Origin of the sequence: Bacillus sp. N3378-2at, from assembly GCF_033412715.1 — a bacterium.
Lineage (GTDB): Bacteria > Bacillota > Bacilli > Bacillales > Bacillaceae > Bacillus > Bacillus subtilis.
Map to the genome: position 1 here is coordinate 817,511 of NZ_CP117986.1, position 22,021 is coordinate 839,531.

General features: G+C 43.9%; 18 protein-coding genes and 1 pseudogene. 12 read left to right on the top strand and 7 right to left on the bottom strand.

All coding sequences use genetic code 11. The features are described from left to right. Positions 1-19 precede the first annotated feature (19 nt). The 8 genes from PUN35_RS04530 to nrnB all read left to right on the top strand — a co-directional run bounded on the left by PUN35_RS04530 (position 20) and on the right by nrnB (position 9,067). Positions 20-1,162 (top strand): acyl-CoA dehydrogenase, encoded by a 1,143-nt coding sequence (locus PUN35_RS04530; protein ID WP_014479960.1) that lies wholly within the window; start codon positions 20-22, stop codon positions 1,160-1,162. A gap of 43 nt (positions 1,163-1,205) precedes the next feature. Continuing rightward, entirely contained in the window at positions 1,206-2,855 is a 1,650-nt protein-coding gene (locus PUN35_RS04535; protein ID WP_014479959.1) for an AMP-binding protein, read from the top strand. A gap of 9 nt (positions 2,856-2,864) precedes the next feature. After that, complete coding sequence (locus PUN35_RS04540) at positions 2,865-4,199, top strand: acetyl-CoA carboxylase biotin carboxylase subunit (protein WP_014479958.1); 1,335 nt, start codon at positions 2,865-2,867, stop codon at positions 4,197-4,199. A gap of 14 nt (positions 4,200-4,213) precedes the next feature. Next, complete coding sequence (locus PUN35_RS04545; RefSeq protein ID WP_014479957.1) at positions 4,214-4,435, top strand: acetyl-CoA carboxylase biotin carboxyl carrier protein subunit; 222 nt, start codon at positions 4,214-4,216, stop codon at positions 4,433-4,435. A gap of 14 nt (positions 4,436-4,449) precedes the next feature. Continuing rightward, positions 4,450-5,349 (top strand): hydroxymethylglutaryl-CoA lyase, encoded by a 900-nt coding sequence (gene ldeG, locus PUN35_RS04550; RefSeq protein ID WP_014479956.1) that lies wholly within the window; start codon positions 4,450-4,452, stop codon positions 5,347-5,349. A gap of 20 nt (positions 5,350-5,369) precedes the next feature. Further along, entirely contained in the window at positions 5,370-6,152 is a 783-nt protein-coding gene (locus tag PUN35_RS04555) for an enoyl-CoA hydratase (RefSeq protein ID WP_014479955.1), read from the top strand. 10 nt (positions 6,153-6,162) lie between these two features. Next, positions 6,163-7,698: an acyl-CoA carboxylase subunit beta gene (locus PUN35_RS04560; protein WP_072592539.1), complete on the top strand. Its 1,536-nt coding sequence runs from the start codon at positions 6,163-6,165 to the stop codon at positions 7,696-7,698. 169 nt (positions 7,699-7,867) lie between these two features. Beyond that, positions 7,868-9,067, top strand: a complete 1,200-nt coding sequence (gene nrnB, locus PUN35_RS04565) for an oligoribonuclease NrnB (protein WP_014479953.1) — start codon at positions 7,868-7,870, stop codon at positions 9,065-9,067. Positions 9,068-9,115: 48 nt separating this feature from the next. On the opposite strand, the gene PUN35_RS04570 is transcribed toward nrnB, so the two are convergent. From PUN35_RS04570 to PUN35_RS04580, 3 genes are all read right to left on the bottom strand, one after another. Beyond that, entirely contained in the window at positions 9,116-9,712 is a 597-nt protein-coding gene (locus tag PUN35_RS04570; RefSeq protein WP_003231529.1) for an undecaprenyl phosphate transporter UptA, read from the bottom strand. A gap of 71 nt (positions 9,713-9,783) precedes the next feature. Then, positions 9,784-10,677 carry a UTP--glucose-1-phosphate uridylyltransferase GalU gene (gene galU, locus PUN35_RS04575; protein WP_014479952.1) on the bottom strand — a complete coding sequence of 298 codons (894 nt, stop codon included), beginning with the start codon at positions 10,675-10,677 and terminating at the stop codon, positions 9,784-9,786. Positions 10,678-10,683: 6 nt separating this feature from the next. Next, positions 10,684-11,130, bottom strand: coding sequence for a GtrA family protein (locus PUN35_RS04580; RefSeq protein WP_014479951.1), 447 nt, complete (start codon positions 11,128-11,130; stop codon positions 10,684-10,686). 675 nt (positions 11,131-11,805) lie between these two features. Between PUN35_RS04580 and xynD the strand changes: the two are divergent. Both xynD and xynC read left to right on the top strand, forming a co-directional pair. Further along, positions 11,806-13,353 (top strand): annotated as a pseudogene (gene xynD / locus PUN35_RS04585) (alpha-L-arabinofuranosidase). A 130-nt stretch (positions 13,354-13,483) separates the two neighbouring features. Then, positions 13,484-14,752, top strand: coding sequence for a glucuronoarabinoxylan endo-1,4-beta-xylanase XynC (gene xynC, locus PUN35_RS04590; RefSeq protein WP_014479948.1), 1,269 nt, complete (start codon positions 13,484-13,486; stop codon positions 14,750-14,752). Between the two features lie 258 nt (positions 14,753-15,010). Here the strand turns inward: xynC and PUN35_RS04595 are convergent, their stop codons facing one another. The 3 genes from PUN35_RS04595 to PUN35_RS04605 form a co-directional block, all read right to left on the bottom strand. Beyond that, the gene (locus PUN35_RS04595) at positions 15,011-15,274 is read right to left on the bottom strand and encodes a YnfE family protein (RefSeq protein WP_003231535.1); all 264 of its coding nucleotides are present in this window, start codon (positions 15,272-15,274) and stop codon (positions 15,011-15,013) included. A 66-nt stretch (positions 15,275-15,340) separates the two neighbouring features. Next, positions 15,341-16,840, bottom strand: coding sequence for an endo-1,4-beta-glucanase EglS (gene eglS / locus PUN35_RS04600; protein ID WP_014479947.1), 1,500 nt, complete (start codon positions 16,838-16,840; stop codon positions 15,341-15,343). Positions 16,841-17,142: 302 nt separating this feature from the next. Continuing rightward, on the bottom strand, positions 17,143-18,540 hold the full coding sequence (locus PUN35_RS04605) for an alanine/glycine:cation symporter family protein (protein ID WP_014479946.1): 1,398 nt from the start codon (positions 18,538-18,540) through the stop codon (positions 17,143-17,145). A gap of 509 nt (positions 18,541-19,049) precedes the next feature. Between PUN35_RS04605 and PUN35_RS04610 the strand changes: the two genes are divergently transcribed. Continuing rightward, a complete protein-coding gene (locus PUN35_RS04610) occupies positions 19,050-19,403 on the top strand; it encodes a hypothetical protein (protein WP_014476950.1) in 354 nt (117 codons plus the stop codon). 25 nt (positions 19,404-19,428) lie between these two features. Beyond that, positions 19,429-19,554, top strand: a complete 126-nt coding sequence (locus PUN35_RS04615) for a hypothetical protein (RefSeq protein WP_003231548.1) — start codon at positions 19,429-19,431, stop codon at positions 19,552-19,554. A 46-nt stretch (positions 19,555-19,600) separates the two neighbouring features. On the opposite strand, the gene parC is transcribed toward PUN35_RS04615, so the two are convergent. Next, on the bottom strand, positions 19,601-22,021 hold the full coding sequence (parC, locus tag PUN35_RS04620) for a DNA topoisomerase IV subunit A (protein ID WP_014479945.1): 2,421 nt from the start codon (positions 22,019-22,021) through the stop codon (positions 19,601-19,603).

Here is a 22,021-nt window from a genome sequence, read left to right on the forward strand (position 1 = left end):
ATGTGAAGGAGGAAACGATGTGAATTTTGAGCTGACAAAAGAACAACAAATGGTGCGTGAAATGGTAAAAGATTTTGCGAAAAAAGAAATTGCTCCTCACGCTGAACATGTAGATCAAACAGGCGAGTTCCCGATGCAAACATTTGAAAAAATGGGTGAACTCGGTCTGATGGGTATTCCATTTCCAGAAGAATATGGCGGATCTGGCGGTGATACGATTTCATATGCCTTAGCGGTTGAAGAAGTCGGCAAAGCCTGCGGCAGTACTGGATTAAGCTATGCTGCAGCGGTCTCGCTAGGCGCAAGCCCTCTTTACTACTTCGGAACAGAAGAGCAAAAACAGACGCATTTGACGCCGCTGGCTTCAGGCACAGCACTCGGATCATTCGGCCTGACGGAGCCAAATGCCGGCTCAGATGCAGGAGGCACTCAAACAAAAGCGATTTCAAATGGTGACGAGTATGTAATCAACGGCGAAAAGTGCTGGATCACTAATGCAAGCTACGCACGCACAGTTATTGTAACCGCCGTAACAGGCAAAAACAAAGACGGAAAAAACATCATCTCCGCATTAATCGTGCCAACTGACACACCAGGACTTACGATTACGAGCCCGTACGATAAAATGGGCGTCCGCGGTTCGAATACAGCGGAAATTTTGCTTGAGGATGTAAGAGTGCCTGCGGCCAACTTACTTGGCGATCCAACAAAAGGGTTTAAACAGTTTCTATATACGCTGGACGGAGGGCGAATCTCCATCGCTGCTCTTGCAGTCGGCATTGCCCAAGCGGCCCTTGACGCATCATTGGCATATGCGAAAGAACGAAAGCAGTTTGGACAGCCGATTTCTTCCTTTCAAGCGATTCAATTTAAGCTTGCTGACATGGCGATGGAAATTGATCTGGCACGGCAAATGGTGTTAAAAGCCGCCTGGCTGAAAGACCATAACCACCCGTTCACCAAAGAAGCGGCGTACGCCAAGCTATTCGCATCTGAAATGGCGACAAGAGCTTGCAATCAAGCCATTCAAATCCATGGAGGTTCAGGCTATATGAAAGAGTATGGGGTGGAACGGATGCTGCGGGATGCAAAATTAATGGAAATCGGTGAAGGCACATCTGAAATTCAGCGTCTCGTGATCGCCAGACAGCTTTTAAAATAAAAATGTAAACGCTTTCCTATCATTAAGAAAGGAGGAACAATGAATGGCTGAACTCATCCATTCCACAATCGGCAGGCTGCTGGAACAAACAGCTGATGCGTATCCCGATCGAGATGCTGTTGTGTATCCAGACCGAAATATCCGCTATACGTACGCTCAATTTGACAGCCTGTGCCGTCAAACCGCTAAAGGTCTTATGCGGATGGGGATTGGAAAAGGAGACCACGTCGCCATATGGGCTTCTAATATCCCTGAATGGCTTGCCGTCCAGTTCGCAACTGCGAAGATCGGAGCCGTGCTCGTAACCGTCAATACCAATTATCAAGCACACGAGCTGGACTACTTGTTAAAGCAATCGGATGCCGCCGCGCTTATTATCATGGATTCATACAGGGGCACTTCTTATCCAGACATCGTAAACAGTTTAATTCCAGAACTGCAAGAAGCAAAGCCCGGCCAACTGAAATCTGAACGCTATCCCTTTTTAAAAACGCTGATCTATATTGGCAATAAACGGTTGGCTGGCATGTATCATTGGGACGAGACAGAGATATTGGCGAAAACAGTGACAGATGCTGAGCTTGAAGAGAGAATGAACAGCCTGGATAAAGACAATGTGATTAATATGCAATACACATCAGGAACGACAGGGTTTCCAAAAGGCGTGATGCTGACCCATTTCAATGTCATCAATAACGCTGCTAATATCGCTGAATGTATGGCTTTAACCTCTCAAGACCGCATGTGCATCCCGGTTCCGTTTTTTCACTGCTTTGGATGCGTCCTTGGGGTTTTGGCATGTGTATCCGTCGGGGCAGCCATGATACCCGTGCAAGAATTTGATCCCGTTACCGTCCTTAAAACGGTAGAAAAAGAGAAATGCACAGCGCTCCATGGTGTGCCTACCATGTTTATCGCTGAGCTGCATCATCCGGATTTTGATGCATATGATCTATCGACGCTCCGAACAGGAATCATGGCCGGCTCTCCCTGTCCAAGTGAAGTGATGAAAGCTGTGATTGAAAGGATGGGCATGAAAGACATTACGATCGCCTATGGACAAACCGAAGCCTCGCCAGTCATTACGCAAACGAGAGCAAATGATTCCTTCATAAGAAGAGTCGAAACAACCGGCCGCGCCCTGCCACATACTGAGGTGAAAATTGTAGAACCTGGGACATGTCAAGAAGTTCAAAGAGGCATGCAGGGAGAGCTGTGCACCCGTGGCTATCACGTCATGAAAGGCTATTATAAAGACAAAGAAGCGACCAGAAAAGCAATCAATCATGACGGATGGCTGTTTACCGGAGATCTTGCTGTCATGGATGAAGACGGATACTGCCGCATCACCGGAAGATTAAAAGATATGCTCATCAGAGGCGGCGAGAACATTTATCCGCGGGAAATTGAAGAATTTTTATACCGGCATCCCGCTGTTTTAGATGTACAGGTCGTTGGTGTGCCTGACGCCAAATTCGGGGAGGAAGCTGCAGCCTGGATTAAACTGAAAGACGGTAAAAGCGTTTCACCTGATGAGCTTAAAGCCTATTGCAAAGGGAAAATCGCCCGCCACAAAATTCCGCGTTATGTTATTTTTACGGATGACTATCCGATGACGGCCTCAGGCAAAATTCAAAAATATAAACTGCGAGAAAAAACGATTGAAATGTTCAACCTATCATCAAGTCAATGAGGTGAAATCATGTTTACAAAAGTACTGATCGCCAACCGCGGAGAAATTGCAATGAGAATTATCCGAACATGCAGCCGTCTCGGCATTAAAACGGTTGCGGTTTATTCAGAAGCCGACAAGGACGCGCTCCATACAAAAGCCGCTACAGAGGCTTATTTGATCGGAGAATCGAGAGTCAGTGAAAGTTATTTAAATATAGAGAGAATCATAAAGACGGCGAAAAAAGCAAATGCCGACGCGATCCACCCGGGATATGGATTGTTATCAGAAAACAGTCGGTTCGCTGAACGCTGCAAGCAAGAAAACATCGTGTTTATCGGACCTTCCCCTGATATCATCGCAAAGATGGGCAGCAAAATTGAAGCGCGAAAAGCAATGGAGGCTGCAGGTGTCCCTGTGGTACCGGGCGTTTCTGAATCCCTCGGAGATATAGAGGCAGCCTGCCGCACCGCATGTCAAATCGGCTATCCTGTCATGCTGAAAGCTTCAGCGGGCGGAGGGGGCATCGGAATGCAGCGTGTTGAAAATGAAGAAGCATTAAAAAAAGCGTACGAGGGAAACAAAAAGCGCGCAGCAGATTTTTTCGGTGACGGGTCGATGTATATAGAAAAAGTTATTGAACATGCGCGTCACATCGAGGTTCAGCTTTTGGCTGATCAACACGGCCATACAGTACATCTGTTTGAACGTGATTGCTCTGTTCAGAGGCGCCACCAAAAAGTCATTGAAGAAGCACCGTCTCCATTTGTAGACGATGAACTAAGAATGAAGATTGGGCAAACAGCGGTAAAAGCAGCAAAGGCAATCGGCTATACGAACGCAGGCACCATCGAATTCATAGTTGACCAGAAGCAAAATTTTTATTTCCTCGAAATGAATACGAGACTGCAAGTTGAACACCCCGTGACTGAAGAAATAACAGGCCTGGACTTAGTTGAGCAGCAGCTGCGGATTGCTGCGGGCCATACACTCACATTCTCCCAAAAAGACATCCAACGGAACGGGCATGCGATAGAGGTTCGAATATACGCGGAAGATCCCAAGACCTTCTTCCCGTCACCAGGTACGATCACTGCGTTTTCACTTCCTGACCAAAAAGGAGTCAGACACGAATGTGCGGTAGCAAAAGACAGCACCGTTACCCCTTTTTATGACCCGATGATCGCTAAGATGATTGTCAAAGGCCAAACCAGAACAGAAGCAATTGAAAAACTAGAGACATCGCTTCGCGACTATCGTGTAGAGGGAATCAAAACAAATCTTCCGCTTCTCATACAGGCTGCGGCAACAAAGGCATTTAAAGAAGGGGATGTCACGACTGACTTTTTGAAACAACACCTATAAAGGAGGCAGTTGTCATGACGGTTAGCATACAAATGGCAGGAAACCTGTGGAAAGTCCACGTCAAAGCCGGCGACCAAATCGAAAAGGGCCAGGAGGTAGCCATTTTGGAATCGATGAAAATGGAAATCCCGATCGTTGCAGATAGAAGCGGAATCGTAAAAGAAGTCAAAAAAAATGAAGGAGACTTTGTAAATGAAGGAGACGTACTGCTCGAACTGAGCAATTCCACTCAATAATTTGGAGGAAGACCATGTCATATCCTAAAAAAGTGAAAATCAAAGAAGTCGGCCCGCGTGACGGCTTACAAAACGAGCCCGTATGGATCGCAACAGAGGATAAAATAACCTGGATCAACCAGCTTTCCCGGACAGGGCTTTCGTATATTGAAATCACATCCTTCGTTCACCCGAAATGGATTCCGGCGCTTCGAGATGCTATCGACGTAGCAAAAGGCATCGACCGTTTAAAAGGGGTAACGTACGCGGCACTTGTCCCGAATCAAAGAGGATTGGAGAATGCGCTTGAAGGAGGCATTAACGAGGCTTGCGTTTTTATGTCCGCCAGCGAGACGCACAACAGAAAAAACATCAATAAATCCACTTCTGAATCCCTTCATATACTCAAACAAGTAAACAACGACGCACAAAAAGCAAACCTCACAACAAGAGCCTACCTCTCGACTGTTTTCGGCTGTCCGTACGAAAAAGATGTCCCCATTGAACAAGTCATTCGCCTTTCAGAAGCTCTATTTGAATTTGGGATTTCTGAACTTTCGCTTGGAGATACGATTGGAGCGGCTAATCCCGCCCAAGTGGAAACTGTACTTGAAGCTCTTTTGGCACGATTCCCGGCTAATCAAATTGCCTTGCATTTTCATGATACGAGAGGAACCGCTCTGGCCAACATGGTCACAGCACTCCAAATGGGCATCACGGTGTTTGACGGCTCGGCAGGCGGGCTTGGGGGATGCCCATATGCGCCAGGTTCATCAGGAAACGCCGCAACTGAGGATATCGTGTACATGCTTGAACAGATGGATATCAAAACAAATGTAAAGCTAGAAAAACTGCTATCTGCGGCCAAATGGATAGAAGAAAAAATGGGCAAACCGCTGCCGAGCAGAAATTTACAGGTGTTTAAATCATCTTGATAAAAGGGAGGACGCATACAATGGGAGACTCTATTCTTTTTACTGTTAAAAATGAACATATGGCGTTGATCACCTTTAACAGGCCTCAGGCAGCAAATGCTCTTTCAGCGGAAATGCTTAGAAACCTGCAAATGATTCTTCAGGAAATTGAATTCAACTCAAACATCCGCTGCGTCATCCTCACAGGCACCGGTGAAAAAGCGTTTTGTGCAGGGGCAGACCTAAAGGAACGGATAAAACTGAAAGAAGATCAGGTTCTGGAAAGTGTATCTCTCATTCAAAGAACGGCGGCTTTACTTGATGCCTTGCCGCAGCCGGTCATAGCTGCGATAAATGGAAGCGCATTAGGCGGCGGACTAGAATTGGCATTGGCATGCGACCTTCGAATCGCAGCTGAATCAGCTGTGCTGGGACTTCCGGAAACAGGGTTAGCTATTATCCCGGGCGCTGGAGGGACCCAAAGGCTGCCCCGGCTGATTGGCAGAGGAAAAGCAAAAGAATTCATTTATACAGGCAGACGCGTGACCGCACACGAAGCAAAAGAAATCGGCCTTGTAGAGCATGTCACGGCTCCTTGTGACCTTATGCCAAAAGCAGAGGAACTGGCCGCAGCCATTTCTGCCAACGGGCCGATCGCTGTCCGTCAGGCTAAATTTGCAATCAATAAAGGATTGGAGACAGATCTCGCTACAGGCCTTGCGATTGAACAAAAAGCGTATGAACAAACCATCCCGACAAAAGACAGGAGAGAAGGGCTTCAGGCCTTTCAAGAAAAAAGACGGGCCGTATACAAGGGAATATAAAAGGGAGGCAATGCTCATGGATTATGAAAAGGAACGAACAGAACGGGCTGAACGGATTCGAAAAGGCGGAGCGGAAAAGTATCATCAAGGCAATCGGGAAAAAGGCAAGCTCTTTGTCAGAGAGCGGCTTTCCCTTCTCTTTGACGATGACATTGAGCTAGAAGACGCTTTTTTTGCGGAATGTATGTCAGACGGGCTTCCCGCTGACGGAGTTGTAACCGGTATCGGCAAAATCGGCGGCCAAACTGTTTGCGTCATGGCGAATGATTCAACAGTGAAAGCGGGGTCATGGGGAGCTAAAACAGTTGAAAAAATCATCAGAATTCAAGAAACCGCGGAAAAATTAAACTGTCCGCTCATTTATTTAGTCGATTCGGCAGGCGCCCGAATTACCGACCAAATCAATGTCTTTCCAGGGAGACGCGGTGCAGGAAGAATTTTTTACAATCAAGTCAAATTATCGGGACGCATTCCGCAAATCTGTCTGCTTTTCGGACCATCTGCGGCAGGTGGCGCTTATATTCCGGCCTTCTGTGATATCGTCGTTATGGTAGACGGTAACGCCTCCATGTATTTAGGCTCGCCAAGGATGGCGGAAATGGTTATTGGAGAAAAAGTGTCTCTTGAAGAAATGGGTGGCGCCCGTATGCATTGCTCAATCTCCGGCTGCGGAGATATTCTTGCAGAAACTGAAGAAGAAGCCATACAGCTGGCGCGGGCTTATTTGTCTTACTTTCCGGCAAATTTTCAAGAAAAAGCGCCCATTCATGAGAAACGCCCGCCAAAACACTTCAAAACTCCGCTTGCCGACGTCATTCCGCAAAATCAAAACGCACCTTTTGATATGCATGAGCTGATTGAGCGGGTCATAGATGAAGACTCATTTTTTGAGATCAAAGCCTTATTTGCACCGGAATTATTGACGGGCCTCGCACGAATCCACGGACAGCCTGTCGGCATTGTTGCAAACCAGCCGAAGGTAAAAGGAGGCGTCTTATTCCACGATTCAGCAGACAAAGCGGCTAAGTTTATTACCTTATGTGACGCTTTTCATATCCCATTGCTGTTCTTAGCCGATATCCCCGGTTTTATGATTGGCACAAAAGTAGAACAGGCTGGGATTATCAGACACGGAGCGAAAATGATTTCTGCGATGTCAGAGGCAACTGTTCCAAAACTCTCTGTCATTGTCCGAAAAGCTTACGGGGCGGGGTTGTATGCAATGGCAGGGCCGGCATTTGAACCGGATTGCTGTCTAGCGCTCCCAACCGCCCAAATCGCCGTCATGGGCCCTGAGGCAGCTGTAAACGCTGTCTACGCTAAAAAAATCGCCGAGCTGCCAGAAGAAGAGAGAGCCGCATTTATCAGCAGCAAACGGGAGGAATACAAAGAGGACATCAATATCTACCGTCTGGCTTCAGAAATGATCATTGATGCTGTTATCCCAGCCAATTCGCTGCGTGATGAGCTGGCCAAACGGCTCAAGGCATACATGACAAAGGAAATGACATTTACCAATCGAAAGCATCCGGTTTATCCGGTGTAAAAGCAAGAACTTAGGAGCGCAAAAAAAGCGCTCCTTTATATATTTACAATAACAACATTATGTCAACTAATTACCATTGCATAAAACGCTTGGTTTTTTAGAATAGTAAATAAAGGCTGCCGCACCTCTAGCGGCAATTGTCAGTTTATCATAAAAAGGGGCCTACATTATGTATCATTTATATTCACATAACGACTTGGACGGAGTAGGATGCGGAATCGTAGCAAAATTGGCGTTCGGAAAAGACGTAGAGATCCGGTATAACTCTGTCAACGGCTTAAACGCACAGGTGCAGTACTTTTTAGAAAAAGCGAAGGAGAGCAACAGACAGGACGCGTTATTCATCACCGATCTCGCCGTCAATGAAGAAAACGAAGAGAGATTGAATGAGTATGTTCATGCAGGGGGCAAAGTGAAGCTCATTGACCATCATAAAACAGCCCTTCATTTGAATGAGCATGAATGGGGATTTGTCCAGGTGGAATACGATGATGGAAGGCTCACATCCGCGACATCGCTTTTATATGGCTATCTCGTTGAAAATGGCTTCATGAAACCGACAAACGCCTTAGATCAATTCACAGAGCTCGTCCGCCAATACGATACATGGGAGTGGGAGCGGTACGATCAAAAACAGGCAAAGCGGCTTAATGATCTTTTCTTTTTGCTGTCAATCGATGAATTTGAAGCAAAAATGATCCAGCGCCTTTCCGCGCATGACGAATTTTTCTTCGATGATTTTGAAGAAAAACTGCTTGATTTAGAAGACGAAAAAATCGAGCGCTACCTCCGCAGAAAGAAAAGGGAAATGGTACAAACCTTTGTTCACGAACACTGTGTAGGCATCGTTCACGCTGAATCGTACCATTCAGAGCTGGGGAACAGGCTAGGTAAAGATAACCCGCACCTCGATTACATTGCGATTTTGAGTATGGGGTCAAAACGAGTCAGTCTCCGCACCATTCATGATCACATCGATGTGTCAGAAATCGCCGGCCGATATGGCGGCGGAGGGCATGCAAAAGCGTCCGGCTGTTCAATAACCGATGAAGTATTCGAGTTGTTTGTAGCTGAAGCTTTCCGCATTGATCCTGTACGGCCGGATGCTTTCCGTAACATCTATAATCTAAAGGGATCTGCGAATGGATCATTATATGAAAATCGAGCACAAATGAGATTTTTTCTTTTCCCTTTAGACAACGAATGGAATATTCAAATTAACGGAGAAACCCAAGACGAAACATTCGCAGCGTTTGAAGAGGCAGAATGGTTTATTAAGAGAAATTATGCCGCATCGCTCGTGCGGGATGAAGTGTTTGTCGCATTTTTAGCGGAGAATCTGAAGCTGGCAAATCAACATCGGAAGTAAAAAAATATGCATAGGGGAGCGTCAGTCACCCCTATGCATATCTGCTAGCTATCGTTTAAATATGGCTGTACGTTTCTTAATCACAAAATAAAGGGCTATCACGACAACAGCCAATATCATAATCGGTGTTGTATAAGTGCCTGCTATATTCTCAACATCATCCCACTGGCTTCCTAGCTGTATGCCTAAATAAACAAACAGAATAGACCATGGAATGATAGCAAGCACAGTCAGTACCACAAATTTGAGAAAAGGCATTCTGGCAATACCTGCCGGAATGGATATGGCATGTCTGACAACCGGTATAAAACGAGCCGAGAAGACAACTCCGGCGCCGTATTTCTGAAACCAGTTTTCCGACATGTCGATATGATGCTTTTTAATCAATAAATACTTCCCGTATTTGTCCAGAAATGGCCTGCCGCCATAGCGGCCGATCCAGTAAATAAAGATCTGGGCAATGGTGCCCCCGATAACACCCGCAATAATTGCGCCAATAAAACCAATCGTGCCTTCCGATACCATATAGCCTCCATAAGCTAATACAATCTCACTCGGAATAATTTCAATCATTAACCCAATCGCAATACCCGCATATCCCATGTTCGTCAGCCATGTTAAAATTTCGCTTATCAAACTGCCCACATTCTTCACAACCTGTCCTAATCTTTTTCACTATTATATGACTGATTGACGAGCAAGATGTTACAATTTTTTTACCGCAGCATTTCTTTCGTTTCCCGTTTGATCACATCTTCTAAATAGGCCAAAAGCTGAGATCTCATTTCGGAACGCATTAAGCCGATTTCGGTGCTCGCTTTAAAACAGCCTAGTTTATCGCCAATGTCATATCGATTTCCTTCCAGCAGCCGGGCGTGGATCGGCTCCTTACGGCAAACCTCACGAAGCGCATCTGTCAGCTGAATTTCGTTGCCCGCGCCTCTGCCAATTGTCTTCAAAACGGAGAAGATCGAAGAATTCAGCACATAACGTCCCATTACTGCGATTTCCGAAGGTGCTTCTTCAGGAGAAGGCTTTTCCACTAAATCGTTCACTTCGTATACATGCCCTTGAGACCCTGATGTATTTATAATACCATATTTGCTGACATCCTCAGGGAGAACTGACTGTACACCGACAACCTCTGTGCCATAAACGTCATATACATCCATTAATTGCCGAAGAGCCGGTGTTTCAGACACCATAATATCATCACCTAAGAGAACAGCAAAAGGCTCATCTCCGATAAAATGCTCCGCACACAGCACCGCATGGCCTAATCCGAGCGGTTCTTTCTGGCGGATGTAATGAATGTTGGCCAAATCGGCAATCTGCTGCATTTCCTTAAGTGTCTCCGTCTTGCCTTTTTCCCGGAGATTGAATTCCAATTCCGCCGACCGATCAAAATGATCTTCAATCGAGCGTTTGTTTCTCCCTGTAATAATCAGTATATCTTCAATTCCTGACTCTGCGGCCTCTTCTACAATATATTGGATTGCTGGTTTGTCGACGATTGGGAGCATTTCTTTAGGCTGCGCCTTTGTCGCCGGCAGAAATCTCGTTCCTAAACCCGCTGCGGGAATAACTGCTTTTCTCACTTTTTTTCTCATTCATCCTCACTCCTGATCCTGTATGTTTTTCAGTGAATCCCCAAATACCCAGATTCGGTTTCCGATAAAATTCATCATCATTCCGCCGATAGTGGCGGCGAGCTTACTCACCAAAAGCGAGCAGCCGCAATTTTGAAACAAATAAAGCAGCAAAAAGGTGATCCCCGACGCGGCAATATTAATCATGAGAAAACGCACGATCTCTTTCCCGTCAGCCTTACGTTTCACACAAAACGTCCAATTCCGGTTCCACACATAGCTGTTGACGATACCTGCAGTATAGGAGCAGATCTGCGCCGGCAGATAAGAGACATGACAAGCGGTAAGAAGAAAGAAGACACCAAAATCTATCAGCGTATTGCCGACGCCTACGGTGCAAAAACGGCCTAAGGTCTTTATTTTTTCTTTCAGCGTAACGGACCTCCCTTCATAAAAGATGCGAGTGGCAGTCATATTTGTTGATATGGATTACTATAGCGGACAGTGTTGAATAAACAATTAATAAAATATGAACAAAACATGAAAAAAGCGGGTATACCGCTCAATAGTTTTTATACTCTTTAAAAAGCAGCGGCATGAACGGCTGATTTTTCGAAAACGCTCATTACAAAAAGATGAAAAAATATGACATATTTCGCAGGGGAAGAGGGCGAAATGATAACGAAAGGTCTTGCAAAGAAGAGAACAATACTTCAATAGATTGAGTGGTCTTAAGCCTTGATTCCCTATCAGCAGAGATGATGTCTATTATGTCAATAATCGAGGGAACAGTCTAAGCGAAGAAGAGTCGGTAACAGCCGTATATGTAGCCCCATCTTATCAATGAATAAATGTATCCAGTTCCTTTGTAGAATCGAACACGAATTCCTCCAAAAGTATTCTATACACTATTTTTTTAATAATGCATGATGTTAGATAAAGGGATTTTTTGAATAAATATACATACCTGCTCAAGCGTTATAGGGGACTTGAACAATTCGCCATTTTATTTTCTGGACAATGACCGCTAGGAATGGGGGAACTTTTCTAGATTGATCTTGAAGAAACAAGTGGTGCAGTCTTCATGACCTGTTGTTAACAAATTTCAAAAGAACCCTTCATTTTAAGGAAAAAGGAGGCTGTGAAGTGATGAGGAAAAAGTGTAGCGTATGTTTATTTGTTTTTGCTTTACTATTGAGCTGTTTATCTGGGAAGTCTGCGTATGCTGCCACCAGTAGTACAATTGCAAAACATGTAGGGAATTCAAACCCGCTTATCGACCATCATTTGGGCGCAGATCCGGTTGCGCTGACCTATAACGGAAGAGTCTACATCTATATGTCAAGTGATGACTAAGAATATAATAGCAACGGAACAATTAAAGATAATTCATTTGCCAATTTGAATAGAGTATTCGTCATATCTACAGCGGATATGGTGAACTGGACAGACCACGGAGCCATTCCAGTAGCAGGTGCCAATGGAGCTAATGGAGGCCGTGGAATTGCAAAATGGGCAGGTGCGTCATGGGCACCGTCAATCGCAGTTAAAAAAATTAATGGCAAGGATAAATTCTTCCTTTATTTCGCAAACAGCGGCGGAGGTATCGGGGTTCTCACCGCAGACAGCCCGATTGGTCCATGGACCGACCCAATCGGAAAACCGCTCGTAACGCCAAGTACGCCAGGAATGTCTGGTGTTGTATGGCTTTTTGATCCGGCAGTATTTGTAAATGACGACGGCACCGGTTACCTGTATGCTGGCGGAGGCGTTCCTGGCGGTTCAAATCCAACGCAGGGACAATGGGCCAATCCTAAAACGGCTAGAGTCATAAAATTGGGGCCTGATATGACGAGTGTTGTTGGAAGTGCATCTACAATTGATGCGCCTTTCATGTTTGAAGATTCGGGATTGCACAAGTATAACGGAACATATTATTACTCCTATTGCATTAATTTCGGCGGCACGCACCCGGCCGATAAACCCCCGGGTGAGATCGGCTACATGACCAGTTCAAATCCCATGGGTCCCTTTACATATAGAGGGCATTTCCTGAAAAATCCGGGTGCATTTTTCGGAGGTGGCGGAAACAATCATCATGCTGTTTTCAATTTTAAAAACGAGTGGTATGTGGTGTACCACGCGCAAACTGTCAGTTCCGCTCTGTTCGGGGCCGGCAAAGGATACCGTTCTCCCCATATTAATAAGCTGGTGCATAACCCAGATGGATCCATCCAAGAGGTAGCAGCAAATTATGCAGGTGTAACACAGCTTTCCAATTTGAATCCTTATAACCGGGTAGAAGCTGAAACGTTTGCTTGGAATGGACGCATTTTGACAGAGAAGTCCACAGCACCCGGCGGGCCAGTAAATAATCAGCATGTAACAAGCATTCAAAATGGAGACTGGATTGCTGTAGGAAATGCAGACTTCGGAGCGGGCGGTGCCAGGTCATTTAAAGCAAATGTAGCATCCACTTCAGGTTCAGGCGGGAAAATAGAAGTGCGCCTCGACAGTGCTGATGGTAAGCTTGTTGGAACTCTGAATGTGCCTTCAACAGGCGGAGCGCAAACGTGGAGAGAAATAGAAACTGCAGTAAGCGGGGCAACAGGTGTGCACAAAGTATTCTTTGTATTTACCGGAACAGGTACAGGAAACTTGTTTCATTTTGATTACTGGCAGTTTACGCAAAGATAGGACTCGTAATGGGACCGCTTAAAAACGAGGCGGGTGAAGTACGAGCCATCACCGGAACAGCCCGCCATTATGGATATGCCATACAGATTTTTTAATACCGTAAAAGACACATGACGAAGGAGAGGAATAAATGATTCCACGCATAAAAAAAACAATTTGTGTACTATTAGTATGTTTCACTATGCTGTCAGTCATGTTAGGGCCAGGCGCTACTGAAGTTTTGGCAGCCAGTGATGTAACAGTTAATGTATCTGCAGAGAAACAAGTGATTCGCGGTTTTGGAGGGATGAACCATCCGGCTTGGGCTGGGGATCTTACAGCAGCTCAAAGAGAAACTGCTTTTGGCAATGAACAGAACCAGTTAGGATTTTCAATCTTAAGAATTCATGTAGATGAAAATCGAAATAATTGGTATAAAGAGGTGGAGACTGCCAAGAGTGCGGTCAAACATGGGGCAATCGTTTTTGCATCTCCCTGGAATCCTCCAAGTGATATGGTTGAGACCTTCAATCGGAATGGTGACACATCAGCTAAGCGGCTGAAATACGATAAGTACGCCGCATACGCGCAGCATCTTAACGATTTTGTTACCTTCATGAAAAATAATGGTGTGAATCTTTATGCGATTTCGGTCCAAAACGAGCCTGATTACGCTCACGAGTGGACGTGGTGGACGCCGCAAGAAATACTTCGCTTTATGAGAGAAAACGCCGGCTCGATCAATGCCCGCGTCATTGCACCTGAGTCTTTTCAATACTTAAAGAATTTGTCGGACCCGATCTTGAACGATCCGCAGGCTCTTGCCAATATGGATATTCTCGGAACTCACCTGTACGGCACCCAGGTCAGCCAATTCCCTTATCCTCTTTTCAAACAAAAAGGAGCGGGGAAGGACCTTTGGATGACGGAAGTATACTATCCAAACAGTGATAACAACTCGGCGGATCGATGGCCTGAGGCATTGGATGTTTCACAGCATATTCACAATGCGATGGTAGAGGGGGACTTTCAAGCTTATGTATGGTGGTACATCCGAAGATCATATGGACCTATGAAAGAAGATGGTACGATCAGCAAACGCGGCTACAATATGGCTCATTTCTCAAAGTTTGTGCGTCCCGGCTATGTAAGGATTGATGCAACGAAAAACCCTAATGCGAACGTTTACGTGTCAGCCTATAAAGGTGACAACAAGGTCGTTATTGTTGCCATCAATAAAAGCAACACAGGAGTCAACCAAAACTTTGTTTTGCAGAATGGATCTGCTTCAAACGTATCTAGATGGATCACGAGCAGCAGCAGCAATCTACAACCTGGAACGAATCTCACTGTATCAGGCAATCATTTTTGGGCCCATCTTCCAGCTCAAAGCGTAACAACATTTGTTGTAAATCGTTAAGAGCACAAAGACACACATAAATAATAGAGTGTCTGAATTGGCGATTTTCCGATTGGGAAATCGCTTTTTTATTTTGTTGCTGAATTACAGGAAGAAGAAAGGATGTACATAAAAACAGCAAAGCTTTAATCTTCATCTTTTCTAGTTTACATAATATATATTCTAGGAAGTAAAGAAAATAAATAAATTCCTGTCTCAATATAAAAGTATACTTAAGTTAGTGAGACAGGAATTAAAATTTTTCTGCTGAATGACAAATCAAAAAAATGGCGTTGTCAATCCATAATAAACGGCTTCTAAATCCTCCAGCGTCATATCGCCATATGCGCATTTGATAACAGAATCAGCAAACACATCATAGTCATAATCTGTAGAAAATCCTTGCTGCAACTGTTTTTCGTAAACTTCGATCTGATCTTTTTGATGCTGGATGTCTTTTTCCTTACCTGGATAGTCCGGACCATTTATCATATTACTCATTTTTTTGTACAGCACCATATACTGTTTCAGTATTTCATCCACAACGCAAACCTCCTATTAGATGATAAAAACGGACATCGTTACTGATGTCCGCCAAAAAAAGCTTAACTAATTTGGTTCTGTTCCCCAAATCAGTTTTCCTTGATCATATAATGTGATTTTTTTCGTTGTTTTAAACGTATTTGATTTGAAAAAGGAATAATCGCCGCTTTGTGCATAATTGCTCCAGTCATCATTGTGAAGACGAAGCTGAATATTCCCTGTGCTTGCTCCCGGTCCCAGCGTTCCGTTTTTAAACCCAAGTTCCAGATAGGTATCTGCACCTTGCTTTGGTTTATGCAACGTCACAAACTTGTGTGTCACATTGCCGCATCCAATCTGCGCGTAGTCACAGTCAACGTTTTGGCCTTTGTTTTTCGCTTTATACCAGTAACGGGCAGTGACATCTTTTAAATCAACCGTGGTATTGCCGTTATTTTTTATTTGAAGCTGCGGACGGATTTGGTTGCTGTTCATACTCCCATCCCCTGCTCTGTATTGTACAGAAATACCGTTTTCCTGTGTGGGTTTATCTTTTGCTGGCGTTTCAGGAATGTCCTTCGTCGCATCTTTGGTGCCGAGAATGTTTTCTCTAACGAATGTTCCTGAAGCAGATAAATCTGACAACCGCCAGCCGCCTGTTTTAGATGCCCCCGGCTTTAAAGCTGAGGATGATTCCTGCTTATCAGAAAGATTCCAGTTCACCCAGCTGATGGTCTTGCTGTCGAGATATTTCAGCCATTCCCTCGATTGATCAAGGAATACACCGCCATTGCCAGACGCGTCGCTTGTTCCCCACTCTGTCACAAAAATAGGTGCTCCTTTGCTGAGTGCATAGTTTGCTTTATCCCGTAAAAATTGGCCGTGTGTGCCGGCATAAAAATGAAGTGCGTACATAACGTTTGCATCTTTTAGCTGGTCATCGGCAGCATCATTCACATCCTGGCTCCATGTACCGGTTCCGACAATGATGATGTTGTCTGGATCATTTTTGCGGATAACTGAAATCACTTCTTCCGCATATGGTTTAATATCACGCTTCCAGTTCACATCACCGTTTGGTTCGTTTGCAATTTCATAAATGACGTTTGGCGTGTTTCCGTAAAGGCTTGACATTTCCTTGAAGAATTCTTTTGCCTTCTCTTTATTTTGGTTTGGATTACCGTCATTTAAGATATGCCAGTCAATGATGACATATATCCCAAGCTCTTTTGCCGCTTCAACCGCTTCTTTTACTTTATTTTTCACGGACGGGTTGTCAATATAACCGCCATCTGCCGTATACATCGCTGCACGGAAAACGGTGATACCCCAATCATCTCTCAGCCATTTTAAGCTGTCTTTATTGACATATTCTCCATACCATTGCAATCCGTGTGAACTGATCCCCTTCAGCTGTACCGCTTTACCGTCTCGGTTAACGAGCTGTGTACCTTTTATGCTAAGCTGGCCATTCTTGGCTACTGGCGTTTTTGTCCCTGCTGCTGATGCCGGCGAAGCTATCATGCCGCCCATTGTCAATAACGTAATCAATAAACACGTAATAAAAATAGAGATTGACCGTTTCATATCTGATCTTTTCCTCCTTCGCATCATTTTGGCTCTACACTTCTTATGAGCACGAACTCATTGTAAAAATCTTTCTCATGATTGTCTATCAACCTAATTTCTTGTTTTTTGGAGGTTTAAAAGCCTGTCAATTTGCTCTACCTCCAATGAATAAGACACACATGACACATATAGAACAAAGAAAACTGGACTGAATTGGGACTTTACACGTCATTTTTCATTCGAGTCGAAAAATTAAATTTATTTCAAATAATGAAAAAGCTGCATTCAACTATTGAATGCAGCTTTGTTTTATATTTATATTATACTTCTTGTTTCTCATCTTCCCATGTTTCAGCGTTTTTCAGCCCTGGGATGTTTTTCGCTTTGAATACAGGATCAAGTCCTTGTTTACGCTGTTTCGCGTAATCTTTATACACTTTGTAGGCAACGTTTGACAGCAGCGTAATCACAATTAAGTTGATCAGCGCCATGATACCCATAAAGAGGTCCGCCATATCCCAAACGATTTGGAAGCCTGATAAAGATCCATACACAACCATAGCAATTACAGCGATACGGTAAATGTTCAGCCATGTTTTGCTTGTTTTAATAAATTCAATGTTTGTCTCGCCATAATAATAGTTGCCGACAACTGAACTGAATGCAAACAAGAACATTGCGACTGCGATGAAAGTCGGCGCCCAGCCTCCAATATGATGGTTAAGAGCAGCCTGTGTGACTTGGATGCCGTCGCCTTTTGGCGTTACACTGTACAGCAAAATAATAAATGCTGTGGACGTACATATGATAAATGTATCGAAAAATACGCCTAATGTTTGAATAAAGCCTTGCTTTGCCGGATGGGATACATGAGCCGTCGCAGCCGCGTTTGGTGCGCTCCCCATTCCTGCTTCGTTTGAAAAAAGTCCGCGTTGCGCACCGATAACGATGATGCCGCCTATTCCGCCGCCGACGACTTGTTCAAAACCTAAAGCATTTTTAACAATTGTAGCGATAACGCCAGGGAAAGCCGTAATATTCGTGATGACAACAAATAAAGCGATAAGAATATAAATGCCTGCCATAACCGGCACAATTAACTGTGAAACAGCGACAACACGTTTTAAACCGCCGAAAATGATAAACGCAGTTAAAACCGCCAGAACTATGGCTACAACTATTTTATTCACATGGAATGCGCCATCCAATGCTCCAGCAATTGTATTTGTTTGAACAGCGTTAAAAATCAAGCCGAATGAGACAGTAATTAAGATTGCAAAAACGATGCCAAGCCATCTGGCACCAAGACCCTTTTGAATATAGTAAGCCGGGCCTCCGCGGAAATCCTCCCCGTCTCTCACCTTATAAAGCTGCGCTAACGTACTCTCAACAAAGCTTGAAGCCATGCCTACTGCAGCTACTACCCACATCCAAAATACAGCGCCTGGTCCGCCTGTCGCAATTGCTAAGGCTACACCAGTCAAATTCCCTGTGCCGACTCGGGATGCGGCCGAAATAAAGAATGCCTGCATAGATGAAACACCTTTATTTCCTTCCGGCTTCTCCCCTACTATTCTGAACATTTCAATAAAATAACGGAATTGGATAAAACCAAAACGTATGGTAAAAAATAATCCAAGCCCTATTAAAATATAAAATAGGTATTTCCAGATGAAATCACTTGGAATATTAATCAAACTATTGAAAAAAGACTCCATATTTACCTCCCGTTTTCATCAATTCAATACGAATTCGATTTTGATGTTAGATTTTTTAACATAACGAGTTTTATTATATCACAATATGACGAATTAGGAAGTTTTTTCGAGAAGAATATTGTCGTAGCCAGATGTTACTCTGTCGACCCCTTCTCTATTATTTTCCTACGAATAAAAACATTCCTTGCAAACTGGCTTTAAAAAAAGAGTACCCTATTAACAATGTAATCATTTCTTCCCATTCTCTTGCCTTTCTCTTTGATTTACACATAAATAAAGTAATAAATCCTAAACAACAAACATATCATTTAAAATATGTTTTTATTCACACCATAAACCGGGTATACATACGCTAATAAAAGAAGTTTTCTCTTTCAAAAATAAGCAAAAAGATATATACTTAACAAAGTTAAATTTATTTTTAAATTTAATAAATCAGGTTTACTTTTAGGATGGATTGGGGTATTATTATAAAAATATTCAGTAATATTAAAGGAGGGGGAGATCATTTGAAAAAAGTAACGATATTGAAAGCATCCATCTTATTCTTGGCGATTGCCAGTTTTCATTTGCTCTCAATTCCCCACGCCTTTGATATCGGTCATCATTATAAAGCCGTAGCCGACCAGCAGGAAATGCATGAAATGAAAGCCGGCCAAAATGCTGATGATGAGAAGAAATCCATCACAGGGGCATTTACACTGACCGCTTTATGGGCAATGGCTGTTCTGCTGCTGACCGCTGAAAGCAAAAGTACGGGATACTCCCGCAGACGTCAGCGGAAAAAAAGCTTTATACTGGCCAAATTTTATCAATCGTCTTATTTCGGCAAACTTCATGTTCAACATCACCCGATTATGTAACGAAAATATGAGGAGGCTGTTTAACATGTTGTTTATCTTAAGAATGGTGATTTTAGGCTTATTCTCTTTCACAGCGCTAAATTTATTTGTATGGCAGGGAATTGAAGTCATTCATGCGGTAACAGATCTATTCACCAACCATGAAAGCTGATAAAAAACAAACGAAACCCGCTCATATAGTATGAGCGGGTTTTTTATTATTGTTCTGTATGAAGGCGCCAAACAGCTGTAACCTTGCCTGATTCCTCTTCATCAAAAAAGAAAGAGCCATTGCTGTATCTGTCGTTTGTCCGCAACTCTTTTGCCTGCAGTTCTTTTCTGTCGCCTTTTTCTGTTTCTGCCATTAGTCGCTGTTCAAGACCGCAAGCGAACAGTGCTACAACTCGGTGAGGATTCTTTTTCAGTTCCCTTAGCATTACGACACCGCGTTTTGCGCGGGATGTCTTCTCGAACTCAGAAAGACTCATGCGTTTTACCGCTCCCCGCTGTGTGAACAAGACAATTGAATCAGATTGCTGAAGGATCTCACCGGAGACAACAAAGTCATCCTCTTTTAAGTTAATCCCTTTGACACCTGCCGCACGTGCGCCAACTACATTCACTTCGTCTTCTCCAAACCATAGACCGTACCCTAAGTGAGTGGCCATAAAGATCTGGCTTTCCCCATTTGTTACATGTACATCAATCAGTTCATCTTCACCCTTCAGATTTAAGGCCACAAGCGCCTTAGAATAACGCTGTGCTTTATAATGGGTGAGCTCTGTCTTTTTCACCATCCCGTTTTTCGTAAAGAATAGAAGATATGCCGACGGATCAAATTCTTTTATCGGTATGGCCTTTACAATCGTTTCATCACGGTCAATAGTGATCAGATTTGAAAAATGCTGGCCCATGTCCTTCCATCTGATATCAGGCAGCTGGTGAACAGGACAATAGATGTAGCTTCCTTTGTTCGTAAAGAGCAGCAGCACGTCTGTCGTATTCATTTCAAACTGATGCAGCATCCTGTCCGTATCTTTCATTCCGAAGTCCTGTCCGTTGGAAGCGGCAAATGAGCGCTGGCTCGTCCGTTTTAGGTAACCATCCTTCGTAACGGTTACATATACATCCTCAGATGCAACCATGACTTCGAGATTGATTTTAATTTCTTCAATTTTTTCTTCAATCACGGAGCGTCTCGTATCTGCATATTTCTTTTTCAGTGCTTTTAAGCTGTTTGTAATCACTTTTAGCAGTTTTTTATCATTGCTCAGAATAGATTCGAGCTCTTCAATTTTTTTACCGAGCTCTTCTGCCTCTTCCTTAAGCGCTGTAATATCTGTATTGGTTAAACGATATAGCTGCAATGACACGATGGCTTCAGCCTGAGGCTCCGTAAATTCATATTTCGCGATCAAATTGTTTTTAGCGTCACGTTTATCGCTAGAAGAACGGATTGTTGCAATCACTTCATCTAAAATAGACAAAGCTTTCATGAGCCCTTCTACGATATGATGTCTGTCTTTTGCTTTTTGAAGCTCATAAACGGACCGATTTGTGACAACTTCCTTTTGGTGTCCGATATATGCATCCAAAATAGACGGCAAGCTCATCAGCATCGGACGGCGGTTATGGATAGCTACCATATTGAAGTTATATGTGATCTGCAAATCAGTATTTTTGTATAAGAAATTCAAAATACCTTTGGCATCAGCTTCTTTTTTCAGTTCAATGACCACTCTCAGCCCTGTTCGATCCGTTTCATCACGAACCTCTGAGATGCCTTCAACCTTTTTATCAATACGGAACTCGTCCATTTTTTTTACAAGGTTTGCTTTATTTACTTCAAATGGAATTTCAGTAATGACAATTTGTTCTCGTCCGCCTCTGATTGTTTCAATTTCAGCCTTTCCGCGGATAATGATTTTTCCTTTTCCGGTTTCGTAAGCTTTTCTTATCCCGTCAACGCCCTGAATAATACCGCCTGTCGGAAAATCAGGCCCTTTAATAACTTCCATGAGTTCGTCAACAGAGCAAGAAGGCATTTGAATACGCTTAATGACAGCATCAATGACTTCTCCCAGATGATGAGGGGGAATGTCGGTCGCGTATCCTGCTGAAATCCCGGTAGATCCGTTGACCAATAGGTTAGGAAACATCGCCGGGAGTACGACAGGCTCCTTGCTTGTATCATCGAAGTTCGGCACAAATTCAACCGTGTTTTTGTCAATATCCCGAAGAAGCTCAGATGCAATCGGAGATAATCGTGCCTCTGTATAACGCATGGCTGCCGGGGGATCTCCGTCGATGCTTCCATTGTTTCCATGCATTTCGATTAACACATTACGAACTTTCCAATCCTGGCTCATCCGCACCATTGCTTCATAAACCGAGCTGTCACCGTGCGGATGATAGTTACCGATGACGTTACCGACCGTTTTGGCCGCTTTTCTGAAGTTTTTATCAAACGTGTTTCCATCTGTATGCATCGCATACAGAATTCTGCGCTGTACCGGCTTTAATCCGTCTCTTGCATCGGGCAGCGCCCTGTCTTGAATAATATATTTACTGTAGCGTCCAAAACGGTCGCCGATCACCTCTTCTAATGGTAAATCATGAAATAATTCTGGCTGTGACAA

Excerpts from the sequence above, each read along its gene's own strand:
- PUN35_RS04535 (WP_014479959.1), top strand. The coding sequence starts at position 1,206 with ATGGCTGAACTCATCCATTCCACAATCGGCAGGCTGCTGGAACAAACA.
- PUN35_RS04540 (WP_014479958.1), top strand. The coding sequence starts at position 2,865 with ATGTTTACAAAAGTACTGATCGCCAACCGCGGAGAAATTGCAATGAGA.
- PUN35_RS04545 (WP_014479957.1), top strand. The coding sequence starts at position 4,214 with ATGACGGTTAGCATACAAATGGCAGGAAACCTGTGGAAAGTCCACGTC.
- ldeG (WP_014479956.1), top strand. The coding sequence starts at position 4,450 with ATGTCATATCCTAAAAAAGTGAAAATCAAAGAAGTCGGCCCGCGTGAC.
- PUN35_RS04555 (WP_014479955.1), top strand. The coding sequence starts at position 5,370 with ATGGGAGACTCTATTCTTTTTACTGTTAAAAATGAACATATGGCGTTG.
- PUN35_RS04560 (WP_072592539.1), top strand. The coding sequence starts at position 6,163 with ATGCTCATGGATTATGAAAAGGAACGAACAGAACGGGCTGAACGGATT.
- nrnB (WP_014479953.1), top strand. The coding sequence starts at position 7,868 with ATGTATCATTTATATTCACATAACGACTTGGACGGAGTAGGATGCGGA.
- galU (WP_014479952.1), bottom strand. The coding sequence starts at position 10,677 with ATGAGAAAAAAAGTGAGAAAAGCAGTTATTCCCGCAGCGGGTTTAGGA.
- PUN35_RS04580 (WP_014479951.1), bottom strand. The coding sequence starts at position 11,130 with ATGACTGCCACTCGCATCTTTTATGAAGGGAGGTCCGTTACGCTGAAA.
- xynC (WP_014479948.1), top strand. The coding sequence starts at position 13,484 with ATGATTCCACGCATAAAAAAAACAATTTGTGTACTATTAGTATGTTTC.
- eglS (WP_014479947.1), bottom strand. The coding sequence starts at position 16,840 with ATGAAACGGTCAATCTCTATTTTTATTACGTGTTTATTGATTACGTTA.
- PUN35_RS04605 (WP_014479946.1), bottom strand. The coding sequence starts at position 18,540 with ATGGAGTCTTTTTTCAATAGTTTGATTAATATTCCAAGTGATTTCATC.
- PUN35_RS04615 (WP_003231548.1), top strand. The coding sequence starts at position 19,429 with ATGTTGTTTATCTTAAGAATGGTGATTTTAGGCTTATTCTCTTTCACA.